Consider the following 14150-nt stretch of genomic DNA (forward strand, 5'->3'; position numbering starts at 1 on the left):
TGAGCCGTTACTGCACCACGACTGCTTCGATGGTCACCGTGGTCGCGGGCTCGCCGTCGTCACCACCGCCGGCGACCCCAGCTGCCGCGATCTCGTCGAGCACCTTGAGCCCGCTGGGGTCGATGGCGCCGAACACCGTGTACGTCGGCGGTAGCTGGGAATCCTTGTACACCAGGAAGAACTGGCTGCCGTTGGTGCCCGCCCCGGCATTGGCCATGGCCAGCGTGCCGCGCGGATACAGCATGGGGGCGCGGATGGCCGGGTCGGTCAGCCGGAACTGGTTGGTCGGGTATTCGTTGGGAAATTGGTAGCCCGGTCCGCCGTCGCCGCTGCCCGTGGGATCGCCGCACTGCAACACTCCGAGCGTGTCGCTGGTGGTCAACCGATGGCAGGTGGTGTCGTCGAAGAAACCCTGCGCCGAGAGGCTGGCGAAATTGTTCACCGTGCAGGGCGCCTGGCCGTTGTCGAGCTGCAGGCCGATATAGCCGCGGTCGGTGCTGATCTCGGCCTCGATCGTCGCCGGTGTCGTGGGCACCCGGCCCATCAGCGGCGGATCCACCGGCTTGGCCGCCTTTTCCGGGGTCGGCAGGTACTGGCAGTTCGAACCGAGCGTCGCCGGCGCCTTGAACTCCGGCAGCGGTTCGACGACACCGGGGGTGGCCGAGTATCCCGGTGCGGACGGGTTGTAGTGCCGGATGTCCTCGATGACCGCGCGGGTGGCCACGATGGCCACGATCAGCACCAGCACACCGAAGGCGGTCAGCAGGTAGCCGAGCACCAGTCCGGCGATGGCCATCCCGCGGCCCTCGTCACCGCTGCGCTTGATCTGGTACAGCGAGATGTGCCCGAACACGATGCCCAGCGGGGCCACCAGGATCCCGCAGATCAGCGCCGCCACCGCCAGTGAGTTGGTGGGCCGCCGCTGCGGCGGATACCCGTACTGCTCCGGCGGGTAGCCGTACGGCGGCGGGACGCTCATCGGGTCGGTCGACAGCTCGGTCGGTCGCTCAGTCGACCGCGATGGTCTTCACCATCACCTTGGTCGCGGGTTCGCCGTCCTGTCCGCCCCCGGCTACGCCGCCCGCGGCGATCTTGTCCAGGGTGGCCAGTCCGGTCTCGTCGATGGTGCCGAACACGGTGTAGCCCGGCGGCAGCTGGGAGTCCTTGTACACCAGGAAGAACTGGCTGCCGTTGGTGCCCGCGCCGGCGTTGGCCATGGCCAGCGTGCCGCGTGGGTACAGCACGGGCTGCTGCAGCGCCGGGTTGTCGGGCTGGTACTGGTTGGTCGGGTACTCGTTGGCGAACTGGTAGCCCGGCCCGCCGGTGCCCTGGCCGGTCGGGTCGCCGCACTGCAGCACAGACAGGCTGTCGCTGGTGGTCAGTCGGTGGCACGGGGTGTCGTTGAAGTAGCCCTGCTGGGCCAGACTGGCGAAGCTGTTGGTGGTGCAGGGCGCCTGCGCGTTGTTCAGCTGCAGACCGATATTGCCCTGGTCGGTCGACATGCTGACGCTGACCTCGGCCTCATCCATCGGGATGGCGCCGGTCCGCGGCGGGTTGACCGGTTTGCTGGCCTTCCCGGCCGCCGGGTACTGGCAGTTCTGGCCGAGGCCGGCCGGCGCGACGAACGCGGGCAGCTTGCCGTCGGCGGCGGGCTGCGGGGCGTTGGGGTCGACCGTCGTGGTGGTGGACGCCGAGGCCGTGGTGTCGGAATCCTTGGTGGTGATCACGACCGTGGCCACCACGGCGCCGATGACGACGACCGCACCCACCGCCGAGGCGATGATGGTGAGCAGTCGCTGCCGCTTGGCCTGTGCGGCTCGTCGCTCCAGCTGCCGCTCCAGCTTGCGCTTGGCCGCTGCCCTTCGCTGTTCGTTGGTCGGCACCGCCGCTGTCCTCCTCATTCGCCGAACACGTCGGCAACGAGTGTGCCAGGCGTTTCTGAGTGTCGGCCGTGCGACCCGCGCGAATACCGGTCCGTCGAGTGGACATGGGAAACTGACCGGGTGCTGATGACCGGATTCCCGACGGGGGTGCTGGCGTGCAACTGCTACGTGTTCGCAGCGCACGCGGGCGCCGATGCCGTCATCGTCGACCCCGGGCAGTCGGCGTCGGCGCGGCTGCAGCGCATCCTCGACGAGCACCGGCTCACCCCGGCCGCGGTGCTGCTGACCCACGGTCACATCGACCACATGTGGTCGGCGCAGAAGGTGGCCGACCGGTACGGCTGCCCGGTGTACATCCATCCCGCCGACCGGGCCATGCTCACCGACCCGGTGCAGGGCCTGACCAGCGGCGGGCTGTGGGGGACGCTGGGCCGGCTGACGCTGGGCGCGGTGTTCTCCGAGCCCCGCCAGCTCGTCGAACTGCGCACCGATGGTCAGGTGTTGGACCTCGGCGGCATCCGGGTGAGCGTCGACCACACGCCCGGTCACACCCGCGGGTCGGTGTGTTTTCGCACCCAGGGGCAGGTGTTCACCGGTGACACGCTGTTCCAGGGTTCGGTGGGGCGTACCGACCTGCCCGGCGGCAGCGGTAATTCCCTGATCGACTCGATCATGACCAAACTGATGGTGCTCGACGACGACACCGTGATACTCCCGGGCCACGGCCCGAGGTCCACGATCGGCATCGAACGCCGCACCAACCCATTTCTCGAAGGCCTGGTTCTGTGACTGATTTCCGCGCCCCCAAGGGTGTGCCCGACTACTTCCCGCCCGATTCGGCGGCGTTCGTCGCCGTGCGAGACGGTCTGCTCGGGGCGGCCCGGCGGGCCGGCTACGGCGATATCGAGTTGCCGATCTTCGAGGAGACCGCGCTGTTCGCGCGCGGCGTCGGCGAGTCCACCGATGTGGTGAGCAAGGAGATGTACACCTTCGCCGATCGCGGTGACCGGTCGGTGACGCTGCGCCCGGAGGGCACCGCCGGGGTCATGCGGGCCGTCATCGAGCACGGTCTGGACCGTGGGGCGCTGCCGGTCAAGCTCTGCTACTCGGGGCCGTTCTTCCGGTACGAGCGTCCGCAGGCGGGCCGGTACCGACAGCTGCAGCAGGTCGGTGTGGAGGCCATCGGTATCGACGACCCGGCGCTGGACGCCGAGGTGATCGCCGTCGCCGACGCCGGATTCCGCGCACTGGGTCTCGACGGTTTCCGGCTGGAGATCACCTCCCTCGGCGATGACACCTGCCGTCCCCAGTACCGGGAGTTGCTGCAGGACTTCCTGTTCGCGCTCGACCTCGACGAGGAAACCCGCCAGCGCGCCCGGCTGAACCCGCTGCGGGTGCTCGACGACAAGCGACCGCATGTGCGGGAGATGACCGCCGACGCCCCGGTGATGCTCGATCACCTCTCCGATGCGGCCAAGGTGCATTTCGAGACCGTGCTGGCTCACCTGGACGCACTCGGTGTGCCCTACGTGGTCAATCCGCGGATGGTGCGCGGCCTGGATTACTACACCAAGACGACGTTCGAGTTCGTGCACGACGGGCTGGGCGCGCAGTCCGGTATCGGCGGCGGCGGCCGCTATGACGGCCTGATGAGTCAGCTCGGCGGGCAAGATCTTTCCGGGATCGGGTTCGGTCTGGGTGTGGACCGCACCCTGTTGGCGTTGCGTGCCGAGGGCCGCACGGTCGGTGCGACGAACCGGGTGGACGTGTTCGGGGTTCCGCTGGGCGAGGCGGCCAAGCTGGAGCTCGCCAAGCTGGCGGCTGCCCTGCGCGCCAACGGTGTCCGGGTGGATCTTGCCTACGGGGATCGCAGCCTGAAGGCGTCGATGAAGGGTGCCGACCGCTCCGGTGCGCGCTTGGCGCTGGTGGCGGGCGACCGTGATATCGAGGCGGGCACGGTCGGGGTGAAGGACCTGTCCAACGGTGAGCAGACCGATATCGCTGTCGACGCCGTCGTGGCCGAGGTGCTCTCCCGGCTGGGCTGACTTCCCGGCGAGCGTGCGTGTCTGCACCCCGACACGCCGCGGTCAGGGGTGAGTCGGCGCACGCTCGCCGGCCGAACCCGCACCAGCCCGCCGTGCTCGGCGATGATCCGCAGCGTGGGCACCCTCTAGGGTCGGGTGATGCGAGTTCTGGTGCAGCGGGTGAGTTCGGCGCGGGTGAGCGTCGACGGTGTGACGGTGGGGGAGATCAACCCCACCGGTCAGGGCCTGCTCGCGCTGGTGGGCATCACTCACACCGATGATGTGGCGCTGGCGGCGAAAATGGCCGAAAAGCTCTGGCGGCTACGCATTCTCGATGACGAGGCCGCAGCTGCCGATATCGATGCGCCGATCCTGGTGGTCAGCCAGTTCACCCTGTACGCCAACACCGTCAAGGGTCGGCGGCCGTCCTGGAACGCGGCCGCCCCGCGTCCGGTGGCCGAACCGTTGATCGACGCCTTCACCGCCGCGCTGCGCGAACTGGGCGCGCAGGTCAGCACGGGGGTGTTCGGCGCCGATATGCAGGTCGAGCTGGTCAACGACGGCCCGGTGACGGTGCTGCTGGAGCTGGATGCGTGATCGGTCGGCGAATGTCAGATGGCCACGACGGCGGTGCCGTCAGATTGCCATCGCCGCGCGCACCTCGGCCTCCGAGGACGATCCACCGGCGCCGCGTGAGGTGACCCGGCCCGACTCCAGGATGTAGTAGCGCTGCGCGGATTCCAGCGCGAAACCGATGTGCTGTTCGACCAGCAGCACCCCGAGATCGCCCCGCTGGGTCAGCGCGGTGATGGCCTGTTCGATCTCGTGCACCACCGAGGGCTGGATGCCTTCGGTGGGCTCGTCGAGGATGAGGCATTTCGGTGTGGTGATGAGGGCGCGGGCGATCGCCAGCTGCTGGCGTTGACCACCGGAGAGCAACCCGGCCCGCCGACCCAACAATTCCTTCAATGCCGGGAACAGGTCCAACTGTTCGTCGATGAGTGCCTTGCCGTTCTTACGGCCGTCGGCGACCACCTGCAGATTCTCGGCGGTGGTCAGCTGGCCGAAGGACTGCTGCCCTTGGGGCACATAGGCGATACCGCGCGCGACGCGGGCGCTCGGGCGGAGTTTGGTGATGTCCTCACCGTCGAACCGCACCGTGCCGGCACTGCATTTGAGCAACCCGACCGCGGCCCGCAACAGGGTCGTCTTGCCCGCGCCGTTGTGCCCCATCACGGCGGCCACGCCATCGGAGGGCACCTCCAGGGACACCCCGTGGATGACCTCCGAGCGGCCGTACCCGGAGCGGACGTCGACGAGTTCGAGCATCAGGATTCCTCTTTCAGTTCATCGGGCACGCCCTCGGCGCCTGCGGCCGCGGTGCCCAGATAGACCTCCTGCACCTTGGGGTTGGCCTGAACCTCGGCGACCGAACCCTCGGCGATCACCTGACCGCGGGCCAGTACGGTCACCGAGGTCGCGAACGCCCGCATGAAGTCCATATCGTGCTCGACCACGACGACGGTGCGCTCACCGCCGATGCGCCGCAGCAGGTTTCCGGTCTCCTCGCGTTCCTCGTGGCTCATCCCGGCCACGGGCTCGTCGAGCAACAGCACCTCGGCGTTCTGCACCAGCAGCATGCCGATCTCCAACCACTGCTTCTGGCCGTGTGCGAGCACCCCGGCCGGCTTGTCCGCCAACGCGGTCAATCCCGTTGTCTCCAGGGCCTCTTCGATGGCGGGTAGGACACCCGCACGACGGCGCAGCAGCGTCCACGCCGAGCGGCCCGCTCCCGCGGCGATATCGAGGTTCTGCAGCACGGTCAGCTGCTCGAAGACCGTCGCGGTCTGGAAGGTGCGGCCCACACCGTTACGGGCGATCTGGTGGACCTTCTTGCCCAGCAGTTCCACCCCGGACTTGCTGACCGACCCGGTGCCCGGCACCAGACCGGTGATCGCATCGATCACGGTGGTCTTGCCCGCACCGTTGGGGCCGATCAGGAACCTCAGGTCACCCTGGAACAGCGTCAGGTCGACGTCGCTGACGGCCTTGAAACCGTCGAAATCGACTGTCAGACCTCGTACTTCCAGATACTGGGTACCCATGCCGACGTTACCGCCTGCGGTGGGCTCCGGATGGTTGTCGGTCACGGTGACGCTCATGTGCTGGCTCCGGCCTTCTCGGATTCCGGTTCGGGATCGGGGTCGGGCACCGACACCGGGTCCGGCGCGTCGCCGTCACCGGGGGTGTCCTTGTTCTTGCGGCGCAGGAACACCGCCAGTCCGGCCAGACCCGCCGGGAAGAACCCGACGACCAGGATGAACAGCAGGCCCTGCCCGTAGATCCACCCCGAGGGATACTGCTCGGAGAACAGGGTCTGCGCCCACGCCACACCGATGGCGCCGAGCACCGGTCCCAACAATGTCGTCCGCCCGCCGATGGCCACCCCGATCAGGAACGCGATCGAGGGCAGGATGCCCACCTGCGACGGGCTGATGAAGCCCACGATGGGCGCGAACAGCGCACCGGCGATGCTGGCGAACAACGCGGCGGTCGTGTACGCGACGACCTTGATGTTCGCCGGATCGTAGCCCAGGAACCGGACCCGCTCCTCGCCGTCGCGCACCGCCACCAGCAGTTCGCCGTAGCGGCTCTGCATCAGCTGACGTACCACGGCGACGACCACCAGCAGGATGCCCGCAGCGATGAAGTACAGCATCTGCTTGTTGGCCGGATCGGCAAGGCGGAACCCGAAGAATGTCCGGAACCCGTTGAGCCCGTTGGATCCGCCGAGGCTCATCTGGCCGACGAGCAGGATGGCCAACGCGGCCGCCAGCGCCTGGGACAGGATCGCGAAATAGGCGCCCTTGACGCGGCGCTTGAACACGCCGAGTCCGAGCACCGCGGCGATGGCGGTCGGGATCAGCACGATCGACACCAGCGTCACCAGGGGAGAGGCGAACGGCGCCCAGAAGCCGGGCAGCTCACGGACACCCTGGATCTGCATGAAGTCCGGCACGCTGTTGCCCGCGAACTCGGCGTCGGCGATCTTGAGGTGCATCCCCATGATGTAGCCGCCGATACCGAAGAACACCCCCTGCCCGAGCACCAGCATGCCGCCGCGGCCCCAGGCCAGCCCGATACCGACCGCCACGATGGCATAGCACAGGAACTGGCCGAGCAGGCCGAGCCGGAACGTCGACAGCGCCGCGGGAGCCACGCCGAACAGCAGTACCGCCGCCACACCGAACCCGGCCCATGTCTGCCAGCGTCCAAGGATCGTTCTCACACCAAACTCCTTGTCCGGACGGTGAACAGGCCCTGCGGGCGGGCCTGCAGGAAGATCACGATGATGACGAACAGGATCACCTTGGCCAGCGATGCCGTGGTGTTGTACTCGATCACCGAGTTCAGGAAGCCGATGCCGAACGCGGCGATCACCGTGCCCTTGATCTGGCCGAGGCCACCGACCACGACCACCAGGAAGGCGTCGATCAGATAGGCCTGGCCGATCGTCGGGCTGGTGGAGCCGATCAGCGTCAGCGCCACACCCGCGACGCCGGCCAGACCCGACCCGATGAAGAAGGTCGTGATGTCGGTCTTGCGCGACGAGATACCGCTGGTCTCGGCGAGATCGCGGTTCTGCACCACTGCCCTGATCCGCCGGCCCATCGGGCTGGCCTTGAGCGCGACGGCCAGCGCGGTGACGCACGCGACGGCCAACACCAGGATGAAGATGCGGGTCTTGGGCACGACGGCACCGAAGATCTCGAACCCGCCGGACAGCCAGGACGGGGCGACGACGTTGACCGCCGGCGCGCCGAAGATGTCACGGGCCAACTGCTGCAGGACGAGTCCCACGCCGAAGGTGACCAGCAGGGTGTCCAACGGTCGGTGGTACATCCGCTGGATCAGGGTGACCTCCAGCAGTACACCGAACAATCCGCCGATGACGAAGCCGACGATCAGCGAGATGATCAGCGAGACACCGGCATTGGAGATGATCTGCTGGACGACGAAGGTGGTGTAACAGCCGGCCATGATGAATTCGCCGTGCGCCATGTTGATGACGCCCATCTGACCGAACGTGAGGGACAGGCCGAGTGCAGCCAGCAACAGGATCGAGCCGAGGCTCAATCCCGTTGCCAGCTGTCCGATGAGGACATCCATGCTGTTCTTACCCGGACAGGCCGGCGGCCCACGGGTAGGACTTCAGGTACGGGTCCGGCTCGATGGGTGCGGGGGATTCCCACACGGTGTAGATCAGACCGTCGGGCTTGATCTCACCGATGCGGGCGGTCTTGGTGATGTGGTTGTTCTCACCGTCGATGGTGACCTTGCCCTCGGGGGCGTCGAAGCTCACGCCACCGGCATTGTCCTGAATTGCCTTGACGTCGAACGACCCTGCCTTCTCTACGGTGTTCTTCCACAGGTGCACCGAGACGTAGGCGGCCTCCATCGGATCGGAGGTGGGCTTGTTCGCGCCGTAGGCCTTCTTGTACGCGGCTACGAACGCGTCGTTCACCGGGGTGTCGATGGTCTGGTAGTAGTTCCACGCCGTCAGCTGGTCGGTGACGTTCTGCACACCGATACCGCCGACCTCTTCCTCGGCGATGGACACCGAGACCACCGGCATCGCCTGCGGGGTCAGCCCGACGTTCTTGTATTCACGGAAGAAGGCGACGTTGGAATCACCGTTGAGGGTGTTGAACACCGCGTCGGCATCCGCGGTGCGGACCTTGTTGATGATCGTCGAGAAGTCCGTCGAGCCCAGCGGCGTGTAATCCTCGCCCTTGATCTCGATCCCGTTGGCCGCGGCATAGGCCTTGATGATGCGGTTGGCGGTCTGCGGGAAGACGTAGTCGCTGCCGACCAGGTACAGCGACTTGGTGCCCTTTTCCTTCAAATAGTCCAGCGCCGGGACGATCTGCTGGTTGGTGGTCGCCCCCGTGTAGAAGATGTTGGGGGAGGACTCCAGGCCCTCGTACTGGACCGGGTAGTAGAGCAGGGAGTTGTTGTCTTCGAACACCGGCAGCATGGCCTTACGGCTCGAGGACGTCCAGCCACCGAAGACGGCCGCCACGCAGTCGCTGTTGATCAGCTTCTGCGCCTTCTCGGCGAACACGGTCGGCTCCGAGGCGCCGTCCTCGCCCACCAGTTGGATCTGTTTGCCGAGAACACCGCCGCCGGCATTGATCTCGTCGACGGCCAGTTTGATGGAATCACGCACGGTGACCTCGGAGATCGCCATGGTTCCCGACAGTGAGTTCAGCGAGCCGACCTTGATGGTGTCACCGGAGGTGTCCACGCATGATGCGGCGGCGCTGCCGCCCTCGTCGGTGGCCTTGCTGCCGCAGGCAGAGAGCAGCATCGAGGCGGTGACCACGACGCTTCCCGCTAACAGAAATGATCTCTTCGACGTCGGTCGGAGGTGTGCCATCAACGGCCTTTCGTTCGAGTTCGGCTGTATGAGCGGAACTTTCGGACCCGTGTGGGTGTCGAATCGGCACGTTATGGGCGCGAGGTTTCTGTGAAATTTCTGTTTGTGACGAACAAATTAACCTCTTGCTCACGCCCTGTTTTCTCGCGCTTCGCGGCGTCTGGGCGACCGGTGTAACGATCCGGTAGCGTCCGGCGATGTGTTGGTCATGCGAAAAGCTACGAGCAAGATCGCGGCAAACGTCGGTGCAGCAGCGGGCGCGGCCGCCCTGCTGGCGGGTGCCGCACTGGCCTTCGGGCCTGCGGTCGCCCATGCCGAGCCGGAGGGCCAGTTGGTGCGGTACACCCTGACCTCGGGCGCGCCCTATCAGTTCCAGGTGTTCTATCTGACGGCTCAGCCGCCCAACATGGGTGCCTACAACGCCGACGCCTACGCATACGCCAAGCGCGAGACGATCACCGTCGGACCGGGGGCTCCGTGGGTCTTCGAGACCACGCTCGCCGACCCGCAGTGGGCGATCCTGCAGGTCAGCAGCACCACAAAGGGCAGCGTCGGTGCGCCGAACGCACACTGCGACATCGTGGCGGGTGACCAGGTCATCGCGGCTGCCGACAACCCCTACAGCCCGATCTGCCAGGGCAGTCAGTGGTAGTTCGCTGACCGCTTGACAAACCCTGTCGAACAATTGTTCGATAGGGTCATGCGGTGGGACGGGCAGGGGGTGCGGGTCGACGACGGCGCGTTGCCGGGCCTGGCTCGTCTCGGTTTCGTGCGCAGCGTGCGGACCCCGGAGTTCGACGGGATCACCTTCCACGAGATCCTGTGCAAATCGGCGCTCAACAAGGTGCCCGATGCGGCCATGCTGCCTTTTCGGTACACCGTCAACGGCTACCGCGGGTGCGCGCACGCGTGCCGCTACTGCTTCGCCAGGACCACTCACGAGTACCTTGACTTCGACCCCGGTGCGGATTTCGACACCGAGATCGTGGTCAAGACCAACGTGGCCGAGGTGCTCGCCCGGGAACTCCGGCGCAGATCGTGGACCCGGGAGACGGTGGCGCTCGGCACCAACACCGATCCGTACCAGCGTGCCGAGGGTCGCTATCGGTTGATGCCGGGCATCCTGGCCGCGCTCGCCGAATCCGGCACGCCGTTCTCGATCCTGACCAAGGGCACCCTGTTGCGCCGCGATCTGCCGCTCATCGCCGAGGCGGCCCATGACGGGGCCGGCGCGCGGGTATCGATCTCGTTGGCGATCGGCGATCCGGACCTGCAACGATCGATCGAACCCGGAACGCCGTCGCCGCAAGCCCGGCTGGCGTTGATCTCCGCGGTCCGCGATGCCGGGTTGGACTGTCATGTCATGGTGGCCCCGGTGCTGCCGCGGCTGACCGATTCCGTCGAACATCTCGATGCGCTGCTGTGTCAGATCGCCGATGCGGGCGCGACCGGTGCCACGGTGTTCGGCCTGCACCTGCGGGGCGCGACGCGCGGTTGGTTCATGTCGTGGTTGCAGCGCACCCACCCCCAGCACGTTTCCGAATACCAGCGGCTCTACCGGCGTGGTGCGTACCTGCCTGCCGAATACCGCGACGAACTCCGTACCAGGGCCGCTCCGCTGCTGGCCAGGTACGGACTGACCAGGCGATCGGCTGGTGTCGCGATGTCGGCACCGGCGACGCCAGCCGGCGCCGGTGCCGTTTCCTCCGAAGTCGCGGCACCGGCGCACCCCACCCTGTTCTGAGAAGAAATGTCGGTGCGCCTCGGTAGAATCGCACACAAGTTCGAACAGTTGGAACTGTCGGAGATGAGCGATGAGGCGCTCATCGACGCAGTAGCGGCCGCCACCCGCGAGGAGGCCGCCGCCGCAGCTCGCCGGCTGGCCCTCATCGCCGAGGTCACATCGCGCTGGTGCGATGACGAGGACGAGTTCTCCGCTTTGGCGTTGATCGACGGCTGGGCGCAGGCCAAGGCCCAGATCAGCGCGGCCTGCACCACCCGCCGCCCTTTTAACGCAGTCCCTGCAGCACCGCGCGAGCGACCGGGCTCGGCTCGTCGGCTTCCAGGTCGAGCTCGCCGGTGGGCTCCAGCGGTGGTTGCGCCATGAAGCGCGGCACGTTGCCGCGGTGGGCGGTGCCGGTATGTACGAGGAACGGATGGCACAGGTACACATCGCCGATGCGACCGGTGGCCTTGACGACGGAACAGTCCGCGGTCGCCGGAACGACGTGCTCGCAAACCGACATCCAGGGCGCACCGTCGGGACCATGGTGGGCCAGCACCGTCGGCACCGCAAGGTGGGAGCCGACCCGGATCATGGTGGGTGCGTCGTCCGGGCCGACATCGGAGAACAGGAACAGCATCAACAACGCGCGGCCGCGGGAGCGCAGGCTCAGCCGCATGCCGTCCTCGGCGTAAAAGGATGCTTCGACATGCCAGCCCGCGTCGCGGGCCGGTTCGGTGCTGGGAAAGCGTAGCGGGAAGGTGCCCAGGCCCAATCGGGGCCGCCATCGGCCGGGGCCGACCAAGGCGTTGTAGGCGGCGTGCAAGGCGTCGGTGTTGGCGGCGGCGGTGAACTCCGGCGTGGCCATGCCGGCCACCCGCACCAGTGATTCGGTCCAGGTGCTCGGGTCCGCTGGGTTCAACCCGATGGTCTGCCACAGCTGCTGCTGGCAGCGCAGGCCGAGCTCGCGATCGAAGGCCGACTCGATCTTGACGAAACCGTCGGCGATGAACCGGTCGACATCAAGCATGAGGCCATCGTGGCCAGACCGGCGCAGGAGGTACAAATTGTTTTTGGCGATCGGCTGTCGCCGTAGCCTTGAACCGTGACCCGACCCGCTCGGCGGCCCGACCGACGTACCCTCGCGACCACGGCGACGATCCTGGAGGCCGCCCAGCGGCTGTTCGCCGAGCGCGGTTTCCATGCGGTCACCATGGATGCCATCGCCGAGGAGGCTGCGGTGGCGGTCGGTTCGATCTATCACCACTTCGGCAACAAGGACAGCCTGTATCTGGCGTTGGTGGAGCGCGCGCTGGAGATCAACGAACAGGTGATGGCGCAGGCCTACACCGCCGATCGCACGCCGGTGGAACAGTTGATCGCCGCCAGCGACGCCTACTGTCGGTTCAATCTGGAGAACCCCGGCCACTTCCGCATGGTCGCTCTGCGGACGGTCGACATGCCGCCGGGGGAGCTGGCCGGTGAGGTCGAGCAGCGCATCGCCGACAAGGTGGAAGCGCTCGTCGGTGATGTCGCCGATGCCCTGCGTCGCGCCGATGCCGCCGGTCAGATCAGCTGTCCCGATCCCGGTCGCACCTCGGTGTTCCTGTGGTCGGCGTGGAATGGGGTGCTGGGCTCGCGCTGGCGACCGGACCGGCTCGCCCTCGACGATGCCGAATTGGAGCGGGTGCTCGCGGTCGGCAGAGACATCGTGATCCGCGGTCTGCGTACCGACTAAATTTTCTTGTAGTAGCGTTCAATTTTGTAGTACCGTTCAAAACATGGTGCTGGCGGCGGCGGTGCAACTGGATGCGAAGCTCGGTGATGTGTCGGCCAATCTTGTTGCCTGCCACCGGCTTGCCGATGAAGCGGGCGACGCCGGAGCGAAGATCATCGCGCTACCCGAGTTCTTCACCACGGGCATCGGTTTCCTTCGTGAACTGGTCGACGCGGCACTGCCGGTGGACGGCCCGGCCGCCGACCTGCTCTGCGACGTGGCACGCAGGCACGGCGCGATGGTCGGTGGTTCGTTCCTGTGTCGGGACGTCGACGGTCATATCCGCAACGCCTATCTGCTCGCCGACCCCACCGGCATCGTCGGGCGACACGACAAGGACCTGCCCACCATGTGGGAGAACGCCATCTACACCGGCGGTGACGACGATGGCGTGCTCACCTGCGGCGAGCTTTCCGTCGGCGCCGCCGTGTGCTGGGAGCTGATGCGCACCCGGACGGTCCGGCGGATGCGCGGCAGGGTGGATCTCGCCATGACGGGCTCGGGTTGGTGGTCGATCCCGCCCTGGCCGCCGCGGCGCCTCTTCGACCGTCTCGAGAAGGCCAATGCCGCGACCGCGCGGCGGGCGGCAACCGATTTCGCGCGCTATATCGGCGCCCCCGTGGTGCATGCCGCACACGTCGGCGAACTCGAGTGCCCGATGCCGTGGCTGCCGGTACGGTACCGCGGGCACTTCGAGGGCAATGCGTTGATCACCGACGCCACCGGAACGGTGGTGGCTCAGCGTTCCCGCGCCGACGGCGAAGGTGTTGTGCTGGCCGATATCACGCTCGGTCGGGCCACTCCGGTCGACGTTGCGCCGCACCGGTTCTGGCTGCACCGGCGTGGTGTCCTGCCGGCTGCGGTGTGGCACTACCAGCGTCTGCACGGGCGCCGTTGGTATGAGAGGAATGCGGTGAATCGATGAGCGTACTGGTGCAGATCGGACTGTTCGAGCTGGCCTTCGGAGCACTGCTCGGCTGGGCCGTCGCGGGTAACCTGCTGGCGCCCGAGATGATGAAGAGAGTGGGTATCGTCAGCCCGCGGCGCATCATGCAAGCCCATCTGGACTACATCATGATGGGTGTCATCCTGATCGCCGTCGGGTTGGCAGTGCCGCAGCTGGCGGCATGGATCGCCACCCTCGTGGTGCTGGGGACCCTGCTGAACCCGACGCTGTTCCTGCCGATGGCTTTCAACGAGAAGGTCACGAGCACAACGGTGTTCAAGGCCATCAGCCTGGTGTCCTTCGTGGCGACGAGTGTCGGTCTCGTCGGCGCCGCGGTCAGTGCGCTCTGAGGTGGCT

16 protein-coding genes are annotated in these 14150 nt (G+C 66.9%); 8 read left to right on the top strand and 8 right to left on the bottom strand.

Features of this window, described 5'->3' with window-relative positions; genetic code table 11:
* Positions 1-7 precede the first annotated feature (7 nt).
* Both FBY28_RS24120 and FBY28_RS24125 read right to left on the bottom strand, forming a co-directional pair.
* A complete protein-coding gene (locus tag FBY28_RS24120; RefSeq protein ID WP_141869701.1) occupies positions 8-979 on the bottom strand; it encodes a peptidylprolyl isomerase in 972 nt (323 codons plus the stop codon).
* Positions 980-1007: 28 nt separating this feature from the next.
* A complete protein-coding gene (locus FBY28_RS24125; protein ID WP_174241731.1) occupies positions 1008-1901 on the bottom strand; it encodes a peptidylprolyl isomerase in 894 nt (297 codons plus the stop codon).
* A gap of 108 nt (positions 1902-2009) precedes the next feature.
* Between FBY28_RS24125 and FBY28_RS24130 the strand changes: the two genes are divergently transcribed.
* From FBY28_RS24130 to dtd, 3 genes are all read left to right on the top strand, one after another.
* Entirely contained in the window at positions 2010-2672 is a 663-nt protein-coding gene (locus FBY28_RS24130) for an MBL fold metallo-hydrolase (RefSeq protein WP_286178519.1), read from the top strand.
* The gene (gene hisS / locus FBY28_RS24135) at positions 2669-3928 is read left to right on the top strand and encodes a histidine--tRNA ligase (RefSeq protein WP_141869703.1); all 1260 of its coding nucleotides are present in this window, start codon (positions 2669-2671) and stop codon (positions 3926-3928) included. Before FBY28_RS24130 ends, hisS begins: the two co-directional genes overlap by 4 nt.
* A 138-nt stretch (positions 3929-4066) precedes the next feature.
* Positions 4067-4504, top strand: coding sequence for a D-aminoacyl-tRNA deacylase (dtd, locus tag FBY28_RS24140; RefSeq protein ID WP_141869704.1), 438 nt, complete (start codon positions 4067-4069; stop codon positions 4502-4504).
* Between the two features lie 39 nt (positions 4505-4543).
* On the opposite strand, the gene urtE is transcribed toward dtd, so the two are convergent.
* From urtE to urtA, 5 genes are read right to left on the bottom strand one after another with little or no spacing between them, the layout of a single operon-like run.
* Complete coding sequence (urtE, locus tag FBY28_RS24145) at positions 4544-5236, bottom strand: urea ABC transporter ATP-binding subunit UrtE (RefSeq protein WP_141869705.1); 693 nt, start codon at positions 5234-5236, stop codon at positions 4544-4546.
* Positions 5236-6069, bottom strand: a complete 834-nt coding sequence (gene urtD / locus FBY28_RS24150) for an urea ABC transporter ATP-binding protein UrtD (RefSeq protein ID WP_141869706.1) — start codon at positions 6067-6069, stop codon at positions 5236-5238. Before urtD ends, urtE begins: the two co-directional genes overlap by 1 nt.
* Positions 6066-7196 carry an urea ABC transporter permease subunit UrtC gene (gene urtC, locus FBY28_RS24155; RefSeq protein WP_141869707.1) on the bottom strand — a complete coding sequence of 377 codons (1131 nt, stop codon included), beginning with the start codon at positions 7194-7196 and terminating at the stop codon, positions 6066-6068. The genes urtD and urtC overlap by 4 nt, the downstream gene beginning before the upstream one ends.
* Positions 7193-8077: an urea ABC transporter permease subunit UrtB gene (urtB, locus tag FBY28_RS24160; protein WP_141869708.1), complete on the bottom strand. Its 885-nt coding sequence runs from the start codon at positions 8075-8077 to the stop codon at positions 7193-7195. Before urtB ends, urtC begins: the two co-directional genes overlap by 4 nt.
* Positions 8078-8084: 7 nt before the next feature.
* On the bottom strand, positions 8085-9293 hold the full coding sequence (gene urtA / locus FBY28_RS24165; RefSeq protein WP_019511294.1) for an urea ABC transporter substrate-binding protein: 1209 nt from the start codon (positions 9291-9293) through the stop codon (positions 8085-8087).
* 262 nt (positions 9294-9555) lie between these two features.
* On the opposite strand from urtA, the gene FBY28_RS24170 reads away from it, so the two are divergent.
* On the top strand, positions 9556-9999 hold the full coding sequence (locus tag FBY28_RS24170) for an Rv2576c family protein (RefSeq protein WP_174241732.1): 444 nt from the start codon (positions 9556-9558) through the stop codon (positions 9997-9999).
* Positions 10000-10047: 48 nt separating this feature from the next.
* Positions 10048-11091: an Rv2578c family radical SAM protein gene (locus FBY28_RS24175; protein WP_141869710.1), complete on the top strand. Its 1044-nt coding sequence runs from the start codon at positions 10048-10050 to the stop codon at positions 11089-11091.
* 265 nt (positions 11092-11356) lie between these two features.
* Here FBY28_RS24175 and FBY28_RS24185 read toward each other — a convergent pair whose 3' ends face one another.
* Positions 11357-12100 carry a phytanoyl-CoA dioxygenase family protein gene (locus tag FBY28_RS24185; RefSeq protein ID WP_141869711.1) on the bottom strand — a complete coding sequence of 248 codons (744 nt, stop codon included), beginning with the start codon at positions 12098-12100 and terminating at the stop codon, positions 11357-11359.
* A 75-nt stretch (positions 12101-12175) separates the two neighbouring features.
* On the opposite strand from FBY28_RS24185, the gene FBY28_RS24190 reads away from it, so the two are divergent.
* The 3 genes from FBY28_RS24190 to FBY28_RS24200 are packed head-to-tail and all read left to right on the top strand — an operon-like array spanning position 12176 to position 14143.
* Positions 12176-12808, top strand: coding sequence for a TetR/AcrR family transcriptional regulator (locus FBY28_RS24190; RefSeq protein WP_141869712.1), 633 nt, complete (start codon positions 12176-12178; stop codon positions 12806-12808).
* Between the two features lie 43 nt (positions 12809-12851).
* Positions 12852-13772 (top strand): carbon-nitrogen hydrolase family protein, encoded by a 921-nt coding sequence (locus FBY28_RS24195; RefSeq protein WP_141869713.1) that lies wholly within the window; start codon positions 12852-12854, stop codon positions 13770-13772.
* Positions 13769-14143 carry a hypothetical protein gene (locus FBY28_RS24200; RefSeq protein WP_174241733.1) on the top strand — a complete coding sequence of 125 codons (375 nt, stop codon included), beginning with the start codon at positions 13769-13771 and terminating at the stop codon, positions 14141-14143. Before FBY28_RS24195 ends, FBY28_RS24200 begins: the two co-directional genes overlap by 4 nt.
* Positions 14144-14150 lie beyond the last annotated feature (7 nt).

This window comes from Arthrobacter sp. SLBN-53 (assembly GCF_006715585.1).
GTDB lineage: Bacteria > Actinomycetota > Actinomycetes > Mycobacteriales > Mycobacteriaceae > Mycobacterium > Mycobacterium neoaurum_A.